This is a genomic window from Microlunatus sp. YIM B11417, from assembly GCF_059617205.1.
Genome location: NZ_JCAMPJ010000002.1, coordinates 555,136 through 576,384 on the forward strand (window position 1 = coordinate 555,136; position 21,249 = coordinate 576,384).

21 protein-coding genes are annotated in these 21,249 nt (G+C 70.4%); 15 read left to right on the top strand and 6 right to left on the bottom strand.

The annotated features are described in order from the left end of the window. The first annotated feature begins 6 nt into the window (after positions 1-6). Genes AC6CCG_RS12940 through AC6CCG_RS12965 form a run of 6 tightly spaced genes read left to right on the top strand, consistent with a single transcriptional unit; the run spans position 7 to position 6,257 of the window. On the top strand, positions 7-777 hold the full coding sequence (locus AC6CCG_RS12940) for an SDR family NAD(P)-dependent oxidoreductase (RefSeq protein ID WP_496654950.1): 771 nt from the start codon (positions 7-9) through the stop codon (positions 775-777). Positions 778-837: 60 nt separating this feature from the next. Further along, complete coding sequence (locus tag AC6CCG_RS12945; RefSeq protein WP_496654951.1) at positions 838-2,283, top strand: ABC transporter substrate-binding protein; 1,446 nt, start codon at positions 838-840, stop codon at positions 2,281-2,283. Between the two features lie 15 nt (positions 2,284-2,298). Next, the gene (locus AC6CCG_RS12950; protein WP_496654952.1) at positions 2,299-3,306 is read left to right on the top strand and encodes an ABC transporter permease; all 1,008 of its coding nucleotides are present in this window, start codon (positions 2,299-2,301) and stop codon (positions 3,304-3,306) included. Positions 3,307-3,308: 2 nt separating this feature from the next. After that, positions 3,309-4,220, top strand: coding sequence for an ABC transporter permease (locus tag AC6CCG_RS12955; RefSeq protein ID WP_496654953.1), 912 nt, complete (start codon positions 3,309-3,311; stop codon positions 4,218-4,220). Beyond that, the gene (locus AC6CCG_RS12960; RefSeq protein WP_496654954.1) at positions 4,217-5,221 is read left to right on the top strand and encodes an ABC transporter ATP-binding protein; all 1,005 of its coding nucleotides are present in this window, start codon (positions 4,217-4,219) and stop codon (positions 5,219-5,221) included. The genes AC6CCG_RS12955 and AC6CCG_RS12960 overlap by 4 nt, the downstream gene beginning before the upstream one ends. Continuing rightward, positions 5,211-6,257: an ABC transporter ATP-binding protein gene (locus AC6CCG_RS12965; RefSeq protein WP_496654955.1), complete on the top strand. Its 1,047-nt coding sequence runs from the start codon at positions 5,211-5,213 to the stop codon at positions 6,255-6,257. Before AC6CCG_RS12960 ends, AC6CCG_RS12965 begins: the two co-directional genes overlap by 11 nt. 6 nt (positions 6,258-6,263) lie before the next feature. On the opposite strand, the gene AC6CCG_RS12970 is transcribed toward AC6CCG_RS12965, so the two are convergent. Next, a complete protein-coding gene (locus AC6CCG_RS12970; RefSeq protein ID WP_496654956.1) occupies positions 6,264-6,890 on the bottom strand; it encodes a UdgX family uracil-DNA binding protein in 627 nt (208 codons plus the stop codon). Positions 6,891-6,976: 86 nt separating this feature from the next. Here AC6CCG_RS12970 and AC6CCG_RS12975 point away from each other — a divergent pair, with 86 nt between their 5' ends. Both AC6CCG_RS12975 and AC6CCG_RS12980 read left to right on the top strand, forming a co-directional pair. Beyond that, positions 6,977-7,510, top strand: a complete 534-nt coding sequence (locus tag AC6CCG_RS12975) for a cupin domain-containing protein (RefSeq protein ID WP_496654957.1) — start codon at positions 6,977-6,979, stop codon at positions 7,508-7,510. Between the two features lie 9 nt (positions 7,511-7,519). Further along, complete coding sequence (locus AC6CCG_RS12980; protein WP_496654958.1) at positions 7,520-8,335, top strand: LLM class flavin-dependent oxidoreductase; 816 nt, start codon at positions 7,520-7,522, stop codon at positions 8,333-8,335. A 4-nt stretch (positions 8,336-8,339) separates the two neighbouring features. Here AC6CCG_RS12980 and AC6CCG_RS12985 read toward each other — a convergent pair whose 3' ends face one another. After that, the gene (locus tag AC6CCG_RS12985; protein ID WP_496654959.1) at positions 8,340-8,900 is read right to left on the bottom strand and encodes a TetR/AcrR family transcriptional regulator; all 561 of its coding nucleotides are present in this window, start codon (positions 8,898-8,900) and stop codon (positions 8,340-8,342) included. 86 nt (positions 8,901-8,986) lie between these two features. Between AC6CCG_RS12985 and AC6CCG_RS12990 the strand changes: the two genes are divergently transcribed. From AC6CCG_RS12990 to AC6CCG_RS13005, 4 genes are read left to right on the top strand one after another with little or no spacing between them, the layout of a single operon-like run. Further along, positions 8,987-9,568: a dihydrofolate reductase family protein gene (locus AC6CCG_RS12990; protein WP_496654960.1), complete on the top strand. Its 582-nt coding sequence runs from the start codon at positions 8,987-8,989 to the stop codon at positions 9,566-9,568. A 6-nt stretch (positions 9,569-9,574) separates the two neighbouring features. Further along, positions 9,575-9,961: a YciI family protein gene (locus AC6CCG_RS12995; RefSeq protein ID WP_496654961.1), complete on the top strand. Its 387-nt coding sequence runs from the start codon at positions 9,575-9,577 to the stop codon at positions 9,959-9,961. Then, entirely contained in the window at positions 9,958-11,223 is a 1,266-nt protein-coding gene (locus AC6CCG_RS13000; RefSeq protein WP_496654962.1) for an RNA polymerase sigma factor, read from the top strand. The genes AC6CCG_RS12995 and AC6CCG_RS13000 overlap by 4 nt, the downstream gene beginning before the upstream one ends. Positions 11,224-11,259: 36 nt before the next feature. Beyond that, complete coding sequence (locus AC6CCG_RS13005; protein WP_496654963.1) at positions 11,260-12,426, top strand: serine hydrolase domain-containing protein; 1,167 nt, start codon at positions 11,260-11,262, stop codon at positions 12,424-12,426. Here the strand turns inward: AC6CCG_RS13005 and AC6CCG_RS13010 are convergent. Further along, the gene (locus AC6CCG_RS13010) at positions 12,417-12,995 is read right to left on the bottom strand and encodes a DinB family protein (RefSeq protein WP_496654964.1); all 579 of its coding nucleotides are present in this window, start codon (positions 12,993-12,995) and stop codon (positions 12,417-12,419) included. The two genes, AC6CCG_RS13005 and AC6CCG_RS13010, sit on opposite strands and share 10 nt — an antisense overlap. A gap of 42 nt (positions 12,996-13,037) precedes the next feature. Between AC6CCG_RS13010 and AC6CCG_RS13015 the strand changes: the two genes are divergently transcribed. Further along, positions 13,038-14,441: a sulfatase family protein gene (locus AC6CCG_RS13015; protein WP_496654965.1), complete on the top strand. Its 1,404-nt coding sequence runs from the start codon at positions 13,038-13,040 to the stop codon at positions 14,439-14,441. Between the two features lie 13 nt (positions 14,442-14,454). Here AC6CCG_RS13015 and AC6CCG_RS13020 read toward each other — a convergent pair whose 3' ends face one another. The 3 genes from AC6CCG_RS13020 to AC6CCG_RS13030 all read right to left on the bottom strand — a co-directional run bounded on the left by AC6CCG_RS13020 (position 14,455) and on the right by AC6CCG_RS13030 (position 18,667). Beyond that, a complete protein-coding gene (locus tag AC6CCG_RS13020; protein WP_496654966.1) occupies positions 14,455-15,468 on the bottom strand; it encodes an ABC transporter substrate-binding protein in 1,014 nt (337 codons plus the stop codon). A 1,277-nt stretch (positions 15,469-16,745) separates the two neighbouring features. Continuing rightward, positions 16,746-17,441, bottom strand: coding sequence for a response regulator (locus AC6CCG_RS13025; RefSeq protein ID WP_496654967.1), 696 nt, complete (start codon positions 17,439-17,441; stop codon positions 16,746-16,748). Next, positions 17,429-18,667, bottom strand: coding sequence for a sensor histidine kinase (locus AC6CCG_RS13030; protein ID WP_496654968.1), 1,239 nt, complete (start codon positions 18,665-18,667; stop codon positions 17,429-17,431). Before AC6CCG_RS13030 ends, AC6CCG_RS13025 begins: the two co-directional genes overlap by 13 nt. Before the next feature lie 33 nt (positions 18,668-18,700). Between AC6CCG_RS13030 and AC6CCG_RS13035 the strand changes: the two genes are divergently transcribed. Continuing rightward, positions 18,701-19,552 (top strand): ABC transporter ATP-binding protein, encoded by an 852-nt coding sequence (locus AC6CCG_RS13035; RefSeq protein WP_496655402.1) that lies wholly within the window; start codon positions 18,701-18,703, stop codon positions 19,550-19,552. Continuing rightward, the gene (locus AC6CCG_RS13040) at positions 19,537-21,249 is read left to right on the top strand and encodes a hypothetical protein (protein WP_496654969.1); all 1,713 of its coding nucleotides are present in this window, start codon (positions 19,537-19,539) and stop codon (positions 21,247-21,249) included. The genes AC6CCG_RS13035 and AC6CCG_RS13040 overlap by 16 nt, the downstream gene beginning before the upstream one ends.

Sequence of the window (21,249 nt, forward strand, 5' to 3'; positions counted from 1 at the left end):
ACGGAGATGACCTTTGATCATGATCGGAGCAGCGTCGACGGCCAGACCGCGTTCGTGGTCGGCGCCGGTTCGGGCATCGGCCGCGGCACCGCGCTGCTGCTGGCCCGGCGCGGGATGCGGGTCGCCTGCGTCGACCGCGACGGTGGCCCGGTCCGCGAGCTGGCCGGTCAGATCATCGCCGGCGGCGGCGAGGCGATCGGCCAGGCCGCGGACGTCACCGCTCCGGACTCGGTGCAGCGCGCGTTCGCGATGACGGTGGCCGAGTTCGGCCAGGTGCACGCCGTGGTCAACTGTGCCGGGATCCAGGGCCCGATGGGACGCCGCAGCCACGAGGTCGACCTGGCCGAGTTCGACGCCGCGATCGCGGTCAACCTGCGTGGCGCCCTGGTGGTCAGCCAGGCCGCGCTGCCGCACCTGGTCGAGCACGGCTACGGCCGGATCGCCCACGTGGCCTCGATCGCCGGCAAGGAAGGCAACCCTTCCATGATCGGCTACTCGGCCAGCAAGGCCGGACTGATCGGGCTGGTCAAGGCGATGGCCAAGGAGTACGCGTCGGACGGCATCACGATCAACGCGCTGGCGCCGGCGGTGATCCGGACCGCCTTCCTGGACGAGCAGCCGCAGCAGGTGATCGACTACATGACGGCCAAGATCCCGATGGGCCGGGTCGGCACCATCGAGGAGGTCGCGGAGATGATCAACTTCATGGTCTCGCCGGCCTGCAGTTTCACCACCGGATTCTGCTTCGACGCCTCCGGCGGGCGGGCAACTTACTGAACCGGTTCCGTTCCTCGGACGTCAAGTCTTGACAGGGTTCTCGGTGCCGGAGGTACCCTCGTGATCAAGATCGCCACCCGGACCGACGCGAAGTGGAGCGACGGCACGCCGTTCAGCGCCAAGGATGTCGCCTTCTCGATCGAGATGCTGCGGAACGAGAAGAACTCCGCGATGACGTACTCGGCCGACATCCGGGAGTGGGTGAAGAAGGCCGAGGCGACCGACGACAAGACGGTCAAGATCACCTTCACCAAGCCGGCCCCGCGGTTCGTCTTCGACTATCTCTATTTCAAGAACGACCTCGGCATCTTCCTGGTCCCGGAGCACATCTTCAAGGATCAGAAGGACCAGTACGGGTTCCTGTTCTACGACCCGAGCAAGCAGTGGCCGGTGGTCACCGGGCCGTACACGATGGTCGACTGGACGGTGCAGCAACGCCTGCTGGACCGCCGCGACGACTGGTGGGCGGTGCAGGCCGGGCTGGCCGAGCTGCCGGGGCCGAAGCGGATCATCGTGGTGCCGTTCACCGATCCGACGAACACCGCGCAGCAGCTGATCAACAACGAGCTGGACTCCTCGCTCGACCTGCGGCCGCCGGTGATCAAGCAGGTGGTCGACCAGAACCAGAAGATCATCGCCTGGACCGACCGGAACGCTCCCTACGGCTACACGGACTGGTGGCCGCAGTCGCTGTTCTTCAACTGCGCCGCGCCGCCGTACGACGACGTCGAGATCCGCCGGGCGGTCAACCACGGGATCAATCGGCAGCAGCTGGTCGACATCGGCTACGAGGGCGCCGGAACCCTGTCCGAACTGCCGTTCCCGGACTTCCCGCCGCTGAAGCCGTACCTGGACGCGGCCCGGCCGATGCTGGCCCAGTACCCGACGAACTCCTACGACCTCGCGAAGGTTGACGCGATCATGACCGGCAAGGGCTACGCCAAGGACGGCGAGGGCCTGTGGGCCAAGGACGGCAAGCGGGTCGACGCGACGATCTACGGCATCGTCGACCTGGTCAACGACTACGGCGCGATCCTGGCCGAGCAGCTCCGGGCGGCCGGCTTCGAGTCGTCGCTGCAGACGCCCGGCGATGCCACCACCCGGATCACGGACGGGTCGGCGAAGCTGTTCCTGTTCGGCTTCGCGGGGGCCACCGCGGACCCGTACCCGTCGCTGGAGCTGATGCACTCCCGGCACTACTCCAAGATCGGCGAGGCCGGCGACGTGAGCAGTCACTGGAAGAACGCCGACTACGACAAGATCGTCGAGCAGATGGCCTCACTGCCGGTGGCCGACGCCGGCGAGCTGCCGCTGTTCCTGCAGGCGATGGAGATCTATCTCAAGGAACTGCCGCACACGCCGCTGGTGCAGTGGATGCACCGGATCCCGTACAACACGACCTACTGGACGGGCTGGCCGACGGCCTCGGACCCCTATCTGCCAGGCGCGTTCTGGTTCAAGACGTTCTCGCTCGAGCTCACCCGCATCAAGCCGGCCGCCGGCTGAGAGCGGGGTCGGGCCGTGTATTCCTGGCAGTACCTGCTGAAGCGGATCGGCTTGTTGATCACCGTCATGTGGACGGCGGCGACGATCAACTTCCTGATCCCCAAGCTCAGTCCGCGCGATCCGATCCGGGAGCGGCTGCTGCAGGCGGCGACCCAGGGCGGCCGCAACCAGACCGGCCTGCAGCAGATGGCCGAGGCGTACTCGCGCGACTTCGGCCTGGACCAACCACTCTGGCAGCAGTACCTGAACTCGCTGCTCAAGGTGGTCCGGTTCGACTACGGCTATTCGATCTCGCAGTATCCGCGCACGGTGAACTCGGTGATCCTGGACGCGATGCCGTGGACGCTGGGGCTCGGGCTGGTGTCGATCCTGATCGCGTTCGTGATCGGGACCGTCCTCGGCGCCCTGCTCGGCTGGCCCCGGTCGCCGCGTTGGCTGCGCTTCTTCGTGCCGACGTCGATGCTGACCAGCGCGGTGCCGGCGTTCGTGCTGGGCTTCCTGTTGATCTACGTGTTCGCGTTCCAGTTGAAGCTGTTCCCGCTGGCCGGTGCGTACTCGCGGACGGCGACGCCGGAGTTCAGTGGTGAGTTCGTCCTGGACGTGATCCGGCACGCGTTCCTGCCGGCCTGCGCGCTGATCTTGTTCCAGCTCGGCGGGCAGGCGCTGCAGATGCGCAGCCTGATGGTGATGACGACCGGAGAGGACTACATCATCTTCGCCGACGCCAAGGGATTGAAGCCGCGCCGGATCTTCCTCAAGTACGCGGTCCGCAACGCGCTGCTGCCCCAGGTGACCGGCCTGGTCATGTCGCTCGGCACGTTCATCTTCTCGACCGTGCTGGTGGAGACCTTGTTCGCGTACCCGGGGCTGGGCGGGTTGATCAACGGCTCGATCCAGGTGCTCGACTACAACCTGCTGTACGGCATCACGATGATCCTGGTCTTCGCGGTCTGCATCGCGACCCTGATCGTCGACCTGATCTATCCGCTGCTGGATCCGCGGATCCGCTACGGGAAGGCGTGATCATGGCCGTGACCGCAGCCCCCGCGCGGGTGGTGCCGAAGCCGCGTCCTCGGGTCGGCCGGGCCCGGGCGCTGTTCCTCTACCTGCGCCGGCACCCGATGCTGACCGTCGGATTGATCATGTTCCTGGCCCTGGTGCTGTTCTCCACCGCCGGAACGTTGTTGATCAACCCGCTGAAGGATCCGTACCCGCTGGCCGGGCCGGCCAGCAAGCCGCCCTCGCCGGACTACTGGTTCGGCACCGACGCGCAGGGCCGCGACCTGTTCGCGGTGATGGTCGTCGGCACCCGGCTGAGCCTGCAGATCGGCCTGCTGGCCGGGGCGATCGGACTCGGCATCGGGATCGTCCTCGGCCTGATCTCCGCCTTCTACGGCGGCTGGCTGGACAACGTGATCCGCTGGGTGGTCGACGTCATGTTCACCATCCCGAGCTTCCTGGTGATGGTCGTGATCGCCTCGCTGCTGCGGCAGTACATCTCGATCGAGAGCATGGCCCTGATCCTGGCGGCGTTCGCCTGGCCGGGGCCGACCCGGGCGATCCGGGCCCAGGTGCTGTCGCTGCGCGAACGCGAGTTCCTCCGGCTGGCCCGGCTGTCCGGCATGCGTGGTCCGGAGATCATTGTCCGGGAGCTGTTGCCGAACCTGGCCCCGTTCCTGCTGGCCGGCTTCGTCTCGGCCTTGATCGCCGCCGTCTACGGCGCCCTCGGCCTGGAGCTGCTCGGCCTCGGGTCGCAGCGGGAACCGACGCTCGGCATGACCTTCTTCTGGATGCAACGGTTCTCCGCCCTGCTGCGCAACCTCTGGTGGTGGTGGGGCATCCCGATCGCGATCATCCTGATCCTGATCTTGTCGCTGTTCCTGATCTCGTTCGCCCTGGACGAGTGGGCCAACCCGCGATCCCGGAGGTCCCAGTGAGTACGGAACCGGCCCTGTCCGTCCGTGATCTCGAGGTCACGTACTACACCGACGACGGACCGGTCAGCGCGGTCAACGGGATCTCGTTCGACCTGATGCCGGGCGAGAAGCTCGGCCTGGTGGGCGAATCGGGCTCCGGCAAGTCCACCATGGCACTGGCCCTGATGCGGCTGCTCCGGGCCCCGACCACGATCTCCGGCAAGGTGCTGCTGGACGGCGAGGACCTGATCGGGATGCCGGAGCGCCGGGTCCGGCAGCTCCGGTCGAGCAAGATCAGCATGATTCCGCAGGGCGCGATGAACTCCCTCAACCCGGTCGCCCGGATCGAGAACCAGATCATCGACACCCTCGAAGATCACGGAGCGCGTCGGGACAAGCGGCAACTGCTCGGGCTGGCCCGGGACGCGCTGGAGGCGGTCGGGCTGCGCCGCTCGGTGGGCCGGATGTATCCGCACGAGCTGTCCGGCGGGATGAAGCAGCGGGTCTGCATCGCGATCGCGGTGGCCATGCAGCCGCAGGTGGTGATCGCCGACGAGCCGACGTCGGCGCTGGACGTGGTCGTGCAGCGGCAGGTGATGGACACGATCCTCAAGCTGCAGGAGGAACTCGGCGTCGCGGTGATCCTGATCGGCCACGACATGGGCCTGATGGCGCAGACGGTCGACCGACTCGCGGTGATGTACGCGGGCAAGCTGGCCGAGCTGTCGCCGATCCAGGAGATCTTCGCCGATCCGCTGCATCCGTACACGGAACTGTTGATCGAGAGCCTGCCCAAGCTGGCCGACCGCGGCACCTTCCGCGGCATCCCCGGGCTGCCGCCGTCGCTGCGGTCGATGCCGTCCGGTTGTCTGTTCCACCCGCGCTGCCCGAAGGCGTTCGACCCCTGTGCCGACCTGGAGCCGACCTACGGGAATCCGTCCCCGCGCCCTGAGCCTGTCGAAGGGCTTCAGCGCTACGTCGCCTGTCATCTGCACCAGCCCGAGGAGAGTCATGTCGGATGATCATCGGACTCCGCTGGTCGAACTCCACGAGGCGACCAAGATCTATCGCGGCGGCATGCTGGCCAAGACGTCGACCGTCGCTCTTGATCATGTGTCGCTGACCATCCGCGGCGACACGCCCCAGGTGGTCTCGGTGGTCGGCGAGAGCGGCAGCGGCAAGTCGACGCTGGCCTCGCTGCTGCTCGGCTTCATCGCCCCGACCGAAGGGACGGTACGGTTCCAGGGCCGTGACATCGCCAAGCTGCGCGGCGCCGAACTGGGCCAGTTCCGGCGCGAGGTGCAGGCCGTCTTCCAGGACCCGTTCTCGGTGTTCAACCCGTTCTACAAGGTCGATCACGTGCTGACCGTGCCGATCCAGAAGTTCAGGCTGGCCCGGACGCACGCGCAGCGGCAGGAGTTGATGATCACCGCTCTGGAGGCTGTCGGGCTGCGGCCGGACGAGACCCTGGGACGCTACCCGCACCAGTTGTCCGGCGGTCAGCGGCAGCGGGTGATCGTGGCCCGGGCGCTGATGTTGAAACCGAAGTTGATCATCGCCGACGAGCCGGTGTCGATGGTCGACGCCTCACTGCGGGCGACGATCCTGGAGAGCCTGCGGACGGTGAACCGGACGCTGAACGTACCGATCCTCTACATCACGCACGACCTCGGCACCGCCTACCACGTGAGTGATCACATCCTGGTCATGTACCGCGGCAACATCGTCGAGGCCGGTGCCGTCGAGACGGTGATCGACGCGCCGAAGCATCCGTACACGCGGCTCTTGATCGACTCCATCCCGTGGCCGGATCCCAAGCAGCCCTGGGGATCCGAGCGGGCGGCCGCGTCCGGCCTGGAGGTGCCGGAGCAGCATCCGGGCTGCCGGTTCGCGGATCGCTGCCCGGCCGCCGAGGCGCACTGTCTGGACGCGCCGCCGCCGAACTACCTGATCTCCGCCGGTCACGTGGCGAGCTGCTATCTCTATCGGGACCGGCCGGCGCTCGGCGGCGAGGCGTTCCAGCAGGTGCTCGCGACCGAATCGCCGTCCGCCTCCTGAGTCCGCTCAGCCGAGCTGGGCGGCGGCCAGCCGCAGGTCGTCGACCAGCCCGGCATAGACCGCCTCGCGGTCCTCGGCCCGCAAGGCCGCCGAGGGATGCACGGTGGCCAGCGCCCAGGCCGTACCGTCGGGGAGGTCGAAGATGCGGCCGCGATGATCACCGACCCGGTAGTCCGGCCCGAGCAGGCTCTGCCCGGCCAGGGAGCCGAGCAGGACGACGCCGTCCGGCTCGACCACGGTCAGCTCGGCGCTCAGCCAGGGCCGGCAGGCGTTGGTCTGACCCAGCGTCGGCCGCTGGTGGATCCGCCGCTTGCCGCGGTGCTCGAACCGGAAGTGCTTGACCGCGTTGGTCAGGTAGAGCCGCTCCCGGTCCAGCCCGGCGTCCGCCAGGGCACGGTCGAGCAGCCGGCCGGCCGGTCCGGTGAACGGTCGGCCGCGGCGGTCCTCGACATCACCCGGCTGCTCACCGATCAGCACCAGCGGCGCGTCCCGGGGGCCCTCGCCGAACACCGCCTGGGTGGCGTCGGCATAGAGGTCGCAGCCCCGGCAGTTCTCGATCGCCGAACGCAGGTTGCGGGGACCGGGCCGCGCCGGCAGGAACTCCTCGGCGCCGGGATGGGCGGTGCGCGTCATGGTCGGAGGAATACCCAGCGCGGGCCGTTCTCAGCGGTACACACCACTAGGGTCGGAACGCGACGACCGGAACAGCGAGGTTTCAGATGGGCGACACCCTGAGGATCGGAGCGCATGAGGCGGTCACGATCCGGCGCAGCGATGCCGACTGCCTCGAGCTCGAGGCGAGATACGAGCCGCACGGAGCACCACCGCCGGCCCACTTCCATCCCGGCCACGACGAGCGGTTCGAGGTCGTTGCGGGCGTGCTCAGCGTCGACCGGGACGGCCGCAGCGAGCAGTACGAGGCCGGCGCCGAGTTCGCGATCCCGCGCGGCACGGTGCACCGGATGTGGAACGGCGGCGACGCCCCGGCCGTGGTGCGCTGGTGGAGCACCCCGGCCGTGCAGACCGAGTCGTGGTTCCGCGGGCTGGCCGCTCTCCAGCAGGCGGCGGCCGACGCCGGAGCGAGCCGGCCCGACCTGCTCGCCTTCGCCGCTCACGCGGCCGGGCACCGGGACACCTTCCGGCTGGTCCTGGGCCGTTCCCCGCTGCTCGGCGCCGCCTTCGTCGGCTGCCTCGGCACGGTCGGCCGGCTGCTCGGCCGCCGACCGGCCCCCGCTGTCGGTGCCGGCGGTTAGCCTCGCCGGATGAAGTACGGATTCCTTGCGAGCACGGGAGACCCGGGGCAACAGGTCGAGCTCGCGGTCGAGGCGGAGCGGGCCGGCTGGGACGGGTTCTTCAGCTGGGACGGCATGGCGATCGGCGCCATGGACATGTACGACCCGTGGGCGATCCTGGCCGCGGCGGCGGTCCGGACCGAGCGGATCACCCTCGGCGCGATGGTGTTCGCGCTGACCCGGCGCCGGCCATGGAAGGTGGCCCGCGAGGCGATGACGATCGATCACCTGTCCGGCGGCCGGCTGGTGCTGCCGGTCGGGCTCGGTGCCGCGGCCGACGACGGCGGCTTCGGCAAGGTCGGTCCGCCGGAGGCCACCGACCGGCGGGTGCGGGCCGAGTTGCTGGACGAGACGCTGGCGATCATGGAACAGGCCTGGTCCGGGGAACCGGTCGACTTCGCCGGCGAGCACTACCGGGTCGACGGGCTGCGGTTCGAGCCGCGCCCGGTGCAGCGGCCGCGGATCCCGATCTGGGTCGTCGGCGCCTGGCCGCGGCCGAAGTCGATGGCCCGGGCCGCCCGCTGGGACGGGATCATCCCGGCCCTGCCGAACGGACCCACGCCGGACGATCTCCGCGCGATCACCGGGTGGCTGCGCGAGCGGAACGCCCAGACCAAGGACGTGATCCTGGACGGAGTCTCGCCGGGCGATGACCCCGGCTGGGCGGCGGACCATCTGGCCCCGCTCGCCGACGCCGGCGCGACCTGGTGGATCGAGTCCCGCTGGGAGGCGCCGAACGATCCGGCCAGCCTGCTCGACCGGGTCCGGCAGGGCCCACCGCGCTAGACGTTCAGGGGGCGCTCGTGCCCAGGACGGCCAGCGCTCCGGAGACGAGTTCGCGGCGGAGCAGGTCGGTCGGCACGTCGTCGAACTGGCTGATCGGGTCGGTCGCGGCGGCGAAGGCCTGGGCGGCCCGGATCCGCTGCCGCCGGCTCGGCCGCGGCCCGGCCAGCACGGCGGCGGCCCGGCGGCTGAAGCCGACCACCCGGTCCATCGTGTCCAGCGTCTGCTCGCCGTACACGGAGGCATCCTTGAGCAGCAGCGCCATCGTCTCGCGGTGCCCCAGCATGGCGTCGACGCAGCCCTCCAACACGGCCCGCTGTCGCGCTGCCAGCCCGGTCAGCTGCTCGGCGGCTTCGATCGCCACCCCCAGTTCGATGATCGGCGGCTCGACCAGCTCGGCCAGGATCTCGGCCTTGCTGGTGAAGTGGTGGTAGAGCGAGGCCTTGGTGATCCCGACCCCGTCCGCGACCTGGCGCATCGAGGTCGCCCCGTAGCTGTGCGTACCGAACAGATCGCGGGCGACGGCCAGGATCCGGTCCCGGGTGCCCGTCTCAGCGGTACGGCTCACGGCGGGAAACTCTACCGGCCGACCTGTCGATCGGGCTGCCGTCGAGTCGTCATCACGGTGACGGCCCACGATCGAAGGAGGCAGTGATGGCCACCATCACGGTGTTTCAGCACCTCACGCTCGACGGTGTCATGCAGGGACCCGGCGGCGCGGACGAGGACCCGCGGGGCGGGTTCGCGCACGGCGGCTGGGCGGCACGCTTCGCGGGCGAACAGCCGGACGGCTTCCTCGGGGACTTCTGGTCCGGCGAGTTCGCATGGCTGTTCGGGCACCGCACCTACGCCGATCTGCTCGGTCACTGGACGACCACCCCGGAGCCGAACCCGTTCGCCGAAAGCCTGGTCGGGATCCAGAAGTACGTCGTCTCCCGCTCCGCGGACACCGAGCTCGGCTTCCCGAACTCGACCCTGCTCGCGGGCGACGCCGCCGACACAGTCGCCGCGCTGAAGGAGCGGCAGACCGGGACGCTCGTCGTGATGGGCAGCGGCGACCTGATCGACGCGCTCCGGCCGGCCGGCCTGATCGACGACTACCTGCTGCTGATCAATCCCGTGGTGCTCGGCTCGGGCCGGCGGATGTTCGGCCCGGGCGGGCCGGCCGACCTGACCCTGCACAGCGTCCTGACCAGCCCGACCGGCGTGATCTCCGCCCACTACACCACCCGCTGAGAGAGGATGACCGACATGCGCTACACCCTGCTGCTGCACTATCCCGAACCGACCGACGACCAGCTCAGCGCCGAGAACCGCGCCCAGGGCCAGCGCGCGTTCAGCGCCTACGCCCAGGCGCTGCACGCCGCCGGCGTCCTGATCGGCGCCGAGGTGTTGCAGCGCTCCGACAACACCACGACGCTGACCGCCGTGGACGGCACCCTGCGGGTCCAGGACGGCCCGTTCGCCGACACCAAGGAACAGCTCGGCGGCACCTTCGTGATCGACGTGCCCGATCTGGACGCCGCCATCGAATGGGCCCGGCAGGCGCCCGCGATCAACTGGGGCGCCGTGGAGATCCGTCCCGGTGCGACCCACACCATCGACGGGGTCTGGACGCCGAACCAGTGACCGAGGGGCCCGCCGCCGAGGCGGCCGCGGCGGCGGACCGAGCCGCTCGGGTCTCCTACGGCCGGCTGGTTGCGCTGCTCGCGGCGCCGAACGGTGACCTGGCCGGGGCCGAGGACGCCCTCGCCGCGGCCCTCGAGCAGGCCCTGACCCGGTGGCCGGTCGACGGCGTGCCGGACAACCCGGACGGCTGGCTGCTCACCGTCGCCCGGAACCGGCTCCGGGACCGCTGGAAGTCGTCGGCGTACCGGACCAGCGTCCCGCTGCCGGGTCCGGATGATCATGAAACCGCTGACCTCGGTTCCGGAACGGGGCCGGACCCGGCGGCGTTCGACCCCGAGGCGCTGGGGGAGAAGCGGCTCGAGCTGCTCTTCGTCTGCGCCCACCCGGCGATCGACCCGGCCGTCCGGGCGCCGCTGATGCTGCAGACCGTGCTCGGGTTCGAGGCCGCCCAGATCGGTGCCGCCTTCGCCGTGCCGGCCGCGACGATGGCGCAGCGGCTGGTCCGGGCCAAGCGCCGGATCAAGGACGCCCGGATCCCGTTCGCGGTACCGGACCGGCGGCGGCTCGCGGAACGGCTGCCGGCGGTGCTGGAGGCGGTGTACGCCTGCTACGCGATCGCCTGGCCTGCCGTCGACCTGCCCGCCACGGCACCCGAATCGCTGGCCGGCGAGGCGCAGTATCTCGCCGTCACCCTGGCCGAACTGCTCGGGACCGAGCCGGAGGCCTGGGGCCTGGCCGCGTTGATCACGCTGGCCCAGGCCCGGCGCCCGGTCGGGGCCGACGACTACGTTCCGCTCGACGAGCAGGACCCGGCCGGCTGGAACGTGTCCATGATCACCGAGGGCGAGGGCTACCTGCGCCGGGCCGCGGCGACCCCGCCCGGCCGGTTCCAACTGGAGGCGGCGATCCAGGCCGTGCACTGCGCTCGGCACCACACGGGCGGCACCGACTGGCCGGCGCTCCGGACCCTCTATGCCGCGCTGGTCCGGGTCGCGCCGAGCCTGGGCGGCCGGGTCGCCCTGGCCGCCGTCGTCGCCCGGACCGACGGCCCTGCCGCCGGTCTTGATCAACTCGACGCGCTCGCGGCGGAAACCCCTGCCGTGGAAGCGTTCCAGCCGTATCACGCGGTCCGCGCCGACCTCTTCGTCCGGCTCGACCGGCCCACGGACGCGGCGGCGGCCTACGACCGGTCGATCTTCCTGGCCGCGGATCCGGCGGTCCGCCGCTACTTGGCCGCGCGTCGAGCCGAGGTGTTACCGTAGCCCCCTACCGACCGGTCGGTAGGGAAGGTGGCGACGATGATCCAGGGAGAGTGCGCACCGCGGTTCGCGGCGGTGCGGGACGCGTTCGAGCAGAACTTCGTCGCGGGCCGCGACGTGGGCGCCGGCTGTTGTGTGTATGCGGACGGCGAGCCGGTGGTGAACCTCTGGGGCGGCGTCGCCGACGCAGCGGGCCGGCGGCCCTGGACGCCCGACACGCTCGCCAACATCGCCTCGGTCACCAAGACGCTGGCGGCGACGGCCGTGCTGACCCTGGTCGAGCAGGGCGTGCTGGACCTGGACCGGCCGATCTCGGACACCTGGCCGGAGTTCGCCGCCGAGGGCAAGGGCGCGGTGACCCTGCGTGAGCTGCTCGCGCACCGGTCCGGCGTGGTCAGCCTGGCGCACCGGCCGATCACGTACGAGGACGAGGTGGCCGGCACGCCGATCATGGACGCGATCGCCGCCGCCCGTCCGGAGTGGGAGCCGGGAACCGCACACGGCTACCACGGGCTCACCATCGGACACGCCCTGAGCGCGATCCTGCTCCGGGTCACCGGCCGGACCGTCGGCCGCTGGTTCGCCGAGGAACTGGCCGCTCCGCTCGGCCTGGACTGCTTCATCGGCCTGCCCACTGCGGACCTGTCGCGGCTGGCCGAGATGATCACGCCGGACGATCCGGACACGGTGCGGCTCGGTGCCGAGGTTCCGGAACTGCGGCCGCTGTTCGAGGCGCTGAACGACCCGTCCTCGCTGACGTACCGGGCCATGTACGGCAGCATGGCGTTCGGCTGGGAGTCCGCCAACGACCCGCGGTACGTCCAGGTGGAGGCGCCGTCGACGGACGGGGTCGCCTCCGCCGCGGGGCTGGCCCGCAGCTACGCGGCGCTGATCGGCGAGGTGGACGGGGTCCGGCTGATCGGCCCGGAGCTGCTGGCCGCGGTCCGCCGGCCACACTCCAGCGGCCTGGATCAGGTGCTGCGGCTGCGCAGCGACTTCGGCCTCGGCTTCATGCTGCCCGGCGGTCCGCTCTTCCCGGCCGCCGCAGCCCCGGGCAGTTTCGGTCACGGTGGCGCGACGGGCTCCTTCGCCCTCGCCGACCCGGACCGCAGCCTCACGCTCGCGTACGTACCGAATCGTGGGTCGGAGCTGCTCGAGGGCAACGACCTGCGGATCAACACCCTCGTCGCCGCGCTCTACTCCTGACCGCGGAACGGCTCGGCGGCCGCCTGGATCCTGGCGTACCAGTTCCGCCACCCGTCGGCGTCGGTGGCGTCCGCTCCGGTGCTGCCGTCGATCATCTCCCGGACGATGTCGGCGTGCCCGGCGTGCTGGCTGGTCTCGGCGATCATCCGGGTCATGATCACCCCGAGAGTGGTCTCCCGTTTCGCCTCGTCCCACCACGGCACCGAGCCAGGGCTGTCCAGCTCGAGCGCCTCGATCGTCGCATCGGCGTGCGCGCAGCCGTCCCGGTAGCAACCCAGCAGGTAGTCGGTCGACTCGTCGGGCGTGGCGAACATGTCCGCCCCATCCCAGATCGCGTCGGACTCGATCCACGGCAGCAGTTGCTCCGGCGGCCGGCCGAAGGTGCTGCCGAGGTAGCCGAACTCGAGGCCGGCCAGGTGCTTGACCAGGCCGAGCAGGTTGGTGCCGCTCGGCGTCAGCGGCCGACGCCGGTCGTACTCACCGAGGCCGTCGAGCTTGGCCACCATGGTCTTCCGCGCGGCCCGCAGATAGTCGTGCATGGCCTCCTTGAGGCCCTGCTGTGTCGTCATCCCCCGATCATCGCATCCGCCGCCGACGGCTACCATGCGATCATGGACCAGGCTGCGCGTCGACCGAACCTGATCATGATCATGAGCGATGATCATGCTGCCCACGCGATCGGCAGCTACGGCAGCCGGATCAACCGGACCCCGCAGTTGGACCGGATCGCGGCGGCCGGGATGCGGTTCGACCGCTGCTTCTGCACCAACGCGATCTGCACGCCCAGCCGGGCCGCGATCCTGACCGGTGAGTACAACCACGTCAACGGTGTCCGGACGCTGTTCGACACCCTGGACAACACCAGACCGCAACTGCAGAAGGATCTCCGGAAGGCCGGCTACCAGACCGCGATCGTCGGCAAGTGGCATCTCGGCCACGGTCCGGACAGTGACCCGGCCGGGTTCGACTACTGGCGGGTGCTGCCCGGCCAGGGCGACTACCACGACCCGGAACTGATCGGTCCGGACGGCACGCAGCGGCATCCCGGCTACGTGACCGACGTCATCACCGACCTGTCGCTGGGCTGGCTGGACCGGCGGGACCCGGCGAAGCCGTTCCTGATGATGATCAACCACAAGGCGCCGCACCGGCCCTGGGATCCCGACGCCAAGCACGCCACGCTGTACGACGACGTGGACATCTCGGAGCCGGAGACGTTCGACGATGATCATGCCGGCCGCTCCGCCGCGCTGGACGGGCTGCGGATGAGCATGGCCGACCTGAACGAGCGCGATCTCAAGGAACCGGTGCCGCACGGACTGACCGCGGAGGAGGAGCGGTCCTGGCGCTACCAGCGCTACATCAAGGACTACCTGCGCTGCATCGCCTCGATCGACGACAACGTCGGCCGGGTGCTGGACTGGGTCGACGAGCAGGGCCTGACCGACGACACAGTGATCATCTACACCTCGGACCAGGGCTTCTTCCTCGGAGATCACGGCTGGTACGACAAGCGCCTGATGTACGAGGAGTCGCTCCGGATGCCGCTGCTGGTCAGCTATCCGCCGCTGATCACGCCGGGCAGCGTCTGCACCGACCTGGTCACCAACGTCGACTTCGCGCCGACCCTGCTGGAGCTGGCCGGCGTTCCGTTGCCGGACCGGCTGCAGGGTTACAGCCTGACCGAATCGCTGGCCGGTCGCCCGCCGGCGGAGCCGCAGACCTGCGTCTACTACCGCTACTGGGAGCACCTGTCCGAGCCGCACGCCGTGCCGGCCCACCTCGGCGTCCGGACCGAGCGCTACAAGCTGATCTGCTACCTGGAGCCCGCGCCGGGCGGCACCGGCTACCGGGCGACCGAGTTCGAGTTGTACGACCTCGAGCTGGACGCCGCCGAGCTGGTCAACCTCTACGCCGCGCCCGAGTACGCCGCCGTTGCCAAGGACCTGGTCGGCCAGCTCCGGCAGCGTCAGCTCGAGGTCGACGACCGCGACCTGGTCGCCGGACTGCCCTGATCGGCTTCCTTGATCAACTCCCAGCGAGCTGCGGCACCAGGTTGTCCAGCGCGTACGGGACACTGAGCGGCGTGTTGTAGGCCATCGCGGCGCCGGCGAACGGTTCCTCGTAGTACGGGATCTCCAGCGTCCGCTTGTCCTTGGTGACCGTGAGCTGCTGATAGAGCTTGTTGGCCGCGAGCCAGGTGCGGGTCTTGGCGTCGGCCAGCAGCAACAGCCGGTCCAGATCCAGCACGTCGATCCGCTCCGGCGAGATCTCGGCGCCGAACTTGTCGCCGATGATCTTGTTCACCTCGTCCGGCGTCGCGTACCCGAGGTCGCTCAGGAATCGTCCCCGCGGATCGTCCTTGCCGAACGCGTAGAACGTCTGCTGGCCGGGATCGACCACGGCTGCGGTCTGTTCGGCGAACTCCGGGTGATCCTTGCGTACGGTGGCGAACCGCTCGTCCAGGCCGGCCAGGATCCGGTCCGCCTCGGCCGCCTTGCCGATGATCTTGGCCGCGTTGCGGAACATGACGGCCCGGTCGGTCGTGTAGGGGGCGCTGTCCGGGTCCTCGGCGACGGTCGGCGCGATCGCGGTCAGCTTGCCGTAGACGTCCTCCTCGAGCTCGGCGTACAGGCCGACGATCACGTCCGGTGCCAGCGTCGCGATCTTCTCGTAGTCCAGTTCCTGGCTGCCGATGTAGGTCACCTCGGTGTCGCCCCAGGCCGGCTTGATCCACGGCCAGGTGTGGTCGATCTCCTCGCCGAACCAGGCACGGACCCCGATCGGCCGCACGCCCAGGGCGAGGAAGAACTCGTGGTCGGTGAAGCCGACGGTGATGATCTTGGTGGGCGGCGCTTCCAGGGTGGTGCTGCCGCGGGCATGCTCGATGGTGACCGGGAACCCGGTGGCGGCCGGCGCGCCGGATCCGGCCGGGGTCTCCGGGGCGACCGACTGGCAGCCGGCGATCGCGGGGGCGGCGGCCGCGGCCGCGATCAGGCCGAGGGCCCGGCGCCGAGAGAATCCTGAATAGGTAAGGCTCACATAACTAACTCTATCGCGCCGTAGCCTCGGGAACGCCACCGATGCCGGCCCCCGTTCCACCGCTCGATCGCAGGAACTTCGACAGGCCGCCGAGGTCGTCCCCCTTCCGGCGGGAACGTCGACCGCTCCACGGCTCGATCGCGCGAACCTCGCCAAGCTCGCCGTTGCTGTCCCCGTTCCCGCGGGAACGTCGAGCGCCTGCGTTGGCCCGATCTGCGCGCGGGGTTGTCGACAACGCCACTGATGCCGGCAGTTGCCGCGGGATCGTCTTCCGGTCCACCGCTCGATCGGGCGCGGGACCTCAACTTGCCGAGGCCGACCCCGTTCCCGCAGGCACGGGTCCACGGCTCGACAGCAGGAGCCGCGCCACGCCCGCCGATGCCGACCCTGTTCCCGCGGGAACGTCGACCACCACGCGCTCGATCGCTGGAACTTCGACAAGGCTGCCGAGGTCGGCCCGTTCCCGCGGGAACGTCGACTGTTCCGCGGGCTCGATCGCAGGAGCCCCGCCAAGCCCGCCGAAGTCGACCTTGTTCCCGCGGAGCGTCGACCACCACGGCTCGATCGCAGGAGCCTCGCCAAGGCCGCCGATGCCGTCCCCATTCCTGCGGGAACGTCGACCGCGTGCGTTGTCCCGATCGGCGCGCGCGGGGCTGTCGACGGCGCCGCAGATGCCGACCGTTGTCGCGGGACCGTCGCCCGGTCCACCTCGATCGGCGCGGGACCTCGACATCGCCGATGCCGGCCCGTCCACATGAGACGACGACAGTCCCACGGTGCTGGTCCGATCGGCGCGTGTTGTCGACATGCCACTCGATGCCGGCCCAGTACGGCGAGCACGTCGCCCCCTCCGCGGCTCGGCAGGAGTCTCGACGAGCCGCCGATGCTGATCCCGTTCGCGCGGGGATGTCTCGCCCGCTCCGCCAGGAATCTCGACGAGGCCGTCGACGCCGGCCCTCGTTCCCGCGGGAACGTCGCGCACGCCGCGACTCGATCGCAGGAGCCTCGCCAAGCCTGTCACGCCGACTCCCTGTTCCCGCGGGAACGTCGCCCACGGCAACCCGATTGGCGCGGGCACCTCCAGAGCGCCAATGCCGGCCCTTCCACGCGGGGTTGTCGACCATTCCACCCTGTTCGGCCCGATCGACGTGGGGATGTCGACAAACCCACCCCGCTTGCGCCGGTGACAGGGCGCCGAAGCCGGGCGTCAGGAGGGCGAACGTGGGTCCGCGATGTGGCTCCTCGCCAGCCCCCGGAACCTTCGCTCGCGGCGGCTCCTAGGGCAGCTGGCCGTCGTCGGAGTCCAGACGGTGGGTCAGGATCGCCAGTTGGATCCGGTTGTCCACGCCGAGGCTCGCCAGCATGCCCGAGATCGCGGCCTTCACCGTACCGGCCGAGAGATACAGCTCGGCGGCGATGTCGGCGTTGGAGAGTCCGGCCGTCACTCCGCGGGCGATCGCGCGCTCCCGTTCGCTGAGCGCGTCGAACGCGGCCCGGACCGGCTCGGGCACCGGTGCCTCCGTCGGTTCGACGGGCTGCCGGGTGTGCCGGACCAGGGCGCGCAGCACGGCCGGGCTGAACACCGGGTCGCCGGCCGCGGCGGCGTGCACGGCCGCGACGAGCTGTTCCGGCGGCGCGTCCTTGACCAGGTAGCCGGCGGCGCCGGCCCGGATCGCGGCGAGCACGGTGTCGTCGGCGTCGAAGGTGGTGAGCATGATCACCGGCGGCGCGTCGGTCAGCTCGGCCAGCCGGCCGACGGCTTCGATGCCGTCCACCCCGGGCATCCTGATGTCCATCAAGATCACGTCCGGCCGGTGATCACGTACCGCGTCCGGCACCGGGCCGCCGTCGTTCAGTTCGGCGACGACCTCGATCCGTGGGTCGCCGGCCAGCAGCATCCGCAGTCCGGTGATCACCAGCGGGTCGTCGTCGACCAGGGCGACTCGCACCCGGTCGTCGCTCAGCTCCGCCACGGCAGCCTCGCGGTGAGCACGAACCGGCCGTCCGAGACCGTACGGGACAGGCGTCCGCCGTCCAGTCGGACCCGTTCGGCGAGCCCGGTCAGACCGACTCCGGCGCCGGGGATCTCCGCCTCGGTGGCGCCGACCGGGAGCTGGTTGCCGATCATGATCACGACCTGCTGACCGGGCGTGCCGGCGAGGTCCACCTCGACCTGGGCACCGGGCGTGTGCTTGCGGGCATTGGTCAGTCCCTCCTGGACGGTACGGAAGATCGTCCGCTGCAGCTGGCTGTCCAGCGCGGACAGTTGATCAGGGTCGACGTTCTGCCGCAGGATGATCACCTGGCCGGCGGCCCGGGCCTCGGTGATCAGGCCGGGCAGCCCGGCCAGGGTGACCTGCGGCCGGTCGGTGCCGAGCTCGCCGGGTGTCTCGGCCGGATCGGCCTGCAGCACCAGGAGCACCTGGCGTAGTTCCTCGAGCGCCCGGTGCGCCGACTCCCTGATCACGCCGACCGACGACCGCAGTTCCTCACCGCTGAGTGGCCGGCCCTGTTCCGCGGCCGCCCGGCTGCGGTACTCCAAGGCCCCGGCGTGCACCGAGAGCAAGGAGATCCGGTGCGCCAGCACGTCGTGCATCTCGCGCGCCACCTGCTGCCGCTCGGCCTGCCGGACCTGGCCCAGCTGTCGTTCGTAGTCCTGCCGATCCCGCTCCGCGGAGTCGATCAAGCCGTCGATCACCTGACGTCGGGCCCGGGCGGCCAGGCCGAACGCGACCGCGGTGCCGTAGATCAACACCATGAACACGACCCAGAGCAGGAAGTCGTCGGTCAGCGGGACGAACAGGTAGTAGCCGATGGCGATGATCAGATGCAGCGCGAGCACGCCGAGGTAGCCGAAGGTCCGGCGGTACGCCGTGACCGTGTAGACCGCGATCACGGCGGGCGGTCCGGCGTTCAGGAACAGCCCGCCGAGCGGCGCCAGGAGGAGGCCGATCAACAGGGGATACCGGCGCCGCCACCAGAGCGCGAACGAGGCCAGCGTGGCACCGGCGATGTCGACCGGCAGCCACCAGCCCGGCAGCCGGGCGAACACCTCGGCCATCCCGAACGTCGTCATCGCGACGCCGAAGATCGACACCGCGAACACGACGGAGTCGATCACCCAGTCCTGGCGGCGCCGGGCCACCGCGAACGGGTTCAACCGTTCCGCGAGCCGGCGCAGCGTCAAGGCGGTGGGCATGCCCCGACCCTATGTCCGGCGGCTGCCGCGGTGATCGAGAACTGGCCGGTCGGCCCGCGAGTCTGGCCGGTCGGCGGCTTCCGGCCGGACCGGCCACCGGTCAGCCTTGACGCCATGGACGATCAAGGCAAGGCCTTCGAACTGGACCGGCTGCGCAAGGACTTCGGCGGCAAGCTCGCTGTCGACGACGTCACGCTGACAGTGCCGCGGGGCTCGTTCTTCGGCCTGGTCGGGCCGAACGGCGCCGGCAAGACCACTGCGCTGTCGATGGCCGTCGGGCTGCTCCGGCCGACCTCCGGCACCGCCCGGGTGCTCGGCATCGACACCTGGCAGGACCCGATCGGTGCCAAGACCGCGCTCGGCGTGCTGCCGGACGGGCTGGCGCTGCCGGAGCGGCTCACCGGCGCCGAGCTGCTCGACTACTCGGGCCTGCTGCGCGGCCTGGACCGGGCGGTGATCAGGAACCGGACCGCCGAGTTGCTGCGGGTGCTCGAGCTGGAGGAGGCCGAGCAGCTGGGCACCGTGGTGCTGGAGTACTCCACCGGGATGCGGAAGAAGATCGGCCTGGCGACGGCGCTGCTGCATGCGCCGAAGGTGTTGGTCCTGGACGAGCCGTACGAGGCCGTCGACCCGGTGTCCGGGCGGGTGCTGACCAAGATCCTGCGCCGCTTCGTCGCGGCCGGCGGCACCGTGATCATGTCGAGCCACGTGATGCCGCTGGTCGAGCAACTCTGCGACCGGGTCGCGATCATCGCTCGCGGCCGGGTCGCCGCCGAGGGGACGCTGGACGAGGTGCGGACCGGCGGCAGCCTCGAGGACCGCTTCGTCGAGCTGGTCGGCGAGCGCGAACTGGCCGGGGAGGAGCTGTCGTGGTTGGGATCCTGATCTCGATGAAGTTCGCCATGCTGCGGCACTCGCCGATCGGGATGCGGCTGGCGGGTTGGGTGATCGGCGGCGCCCTGGTGATGATCACCTGGGCCGGCGGGCTGTTCGCGGCGGACGCGGCGGTCCGGGCCGACGTCTTGATGGTGATCTTCGCCTGCTGGTTCGTCGGTGCCGCGCTCGGCCCGGTCACCATGTCGGGTGCTGGCGTGCTCCGGGCCGAGTACTTCACCCTGCTGCCGATCGCGCGGCGACGGCTGGCGCTCGGGCTGCTCGGCGCCGTGTTCCCCGGCGTCGCTTCGGGCTACCTGCTGCTGGCCGGGCTGGCGATCATGATCCCGGCGGTCGCCGGCGCACCGGCCGCGGTCGTGGTCGCGGTGCCGGCTGCGCTGCTCAGCTGGGCGATGACGATCATCGTGTCTCGGCTGATCTACGCCGCGCTCGGCTCGGCGATGCGGACCTGGCTGGGTGTGGAGATCGCCGGCCTGCAGTTCGGCTTCCTCATCGGCGGCCTGCTGGCCGGCTGGATGGTCGTCGCGCAGGCCTTCCGTACCGTCCCCGAATTGATCACGTACGGTCTCGCGGACCCGATCGGGGCGGTGCTGGCCTGGCTGCCGAGCTCCTGGTCGCTCAACGCCGTGCAGGCGGCGGCCGCCGGGGACGGGGCCGGCGCGCTGGGCTGGTTGGGCGCCCTCGCCGTGACCACCGCCGCACTGCTCGGGCTGGCCGTGCTCCTGCTCCGGCCGCGGCTCGACGGCGGGACCGCCCGCCGGGCCCGGCGACCGCTCGGCAGCAGGGTTCTGACCGGTCGGCGGCTGCTCCCCGCGACCGAGCTGGGTGCCGTGCTGGGCAAGGAGCTGCGCCAGTGGTGGCGCGATCCGTGGCGCAAGCTGGAGTGGCGAAGCGGGATCTACACCGGCCTGGTGATCGGACTGTTCGCGTACCTCTCCGGCAGCTTCCAACTGGCCGCGCCGCTGTCCGGCCTGATGATCGCGTTCATGATCTGCCTCAGCGGCTGCAACCTCTACGGCCAGGACGGTTCGGCGGCCTGGTTGACCGTCGTCGGCCAGCGGCCGGGTTCGGTCCGGGCCGACGTCCGCGGCCGGCAGCTGGCCATGATCATCCTGTTCGCTGCGCCGGCCCTGATCGTCTCGATCCTGTTGATCATGATCACCGGCCAGCACTGGGCCTGGCCCGCCGTGATCGCCGGGCTGCCGGCGCTGACCGGCGTCGCCAGTGGATTGGCGATCATGATCTCGGCGGTCGCGGTGTCCCCGGGTGTCGATCCGCGGCGCCGGGTCGGGCCGAACGACGCCGGCGGCGACCTGAGCCTGCAGGCCAACCTGGCGATTTGGCTGACCGTGCTGCTGATCACCCCGACCGCCGCCGCGGTGATCATCGGCTACCTGGCACTGCCGCCCTGGGGACCGTGGCCGGCGATCGCCGTCGGCGTGATCAACGGCTGGCTCGGCTACTGGCTGCTCGGTCGGCTGACGATCGGCTACCTGACCGACCGGCTGCCGACGCTGTTCACCCGGATCCGGTACGGCCGCAACGACGACGGTGCCGCCGCCGGCCTGATCGGCAGCCTGGAATCCTCGGCGCAGAAGGCGGAGGAGGCTGCCCGGGCCGCCAAGGAGAGGGAGAAGGCGGACCGGGCCAGGAAGCGCACCGCCGAACGAACGGTCGAGAAGGTGTGA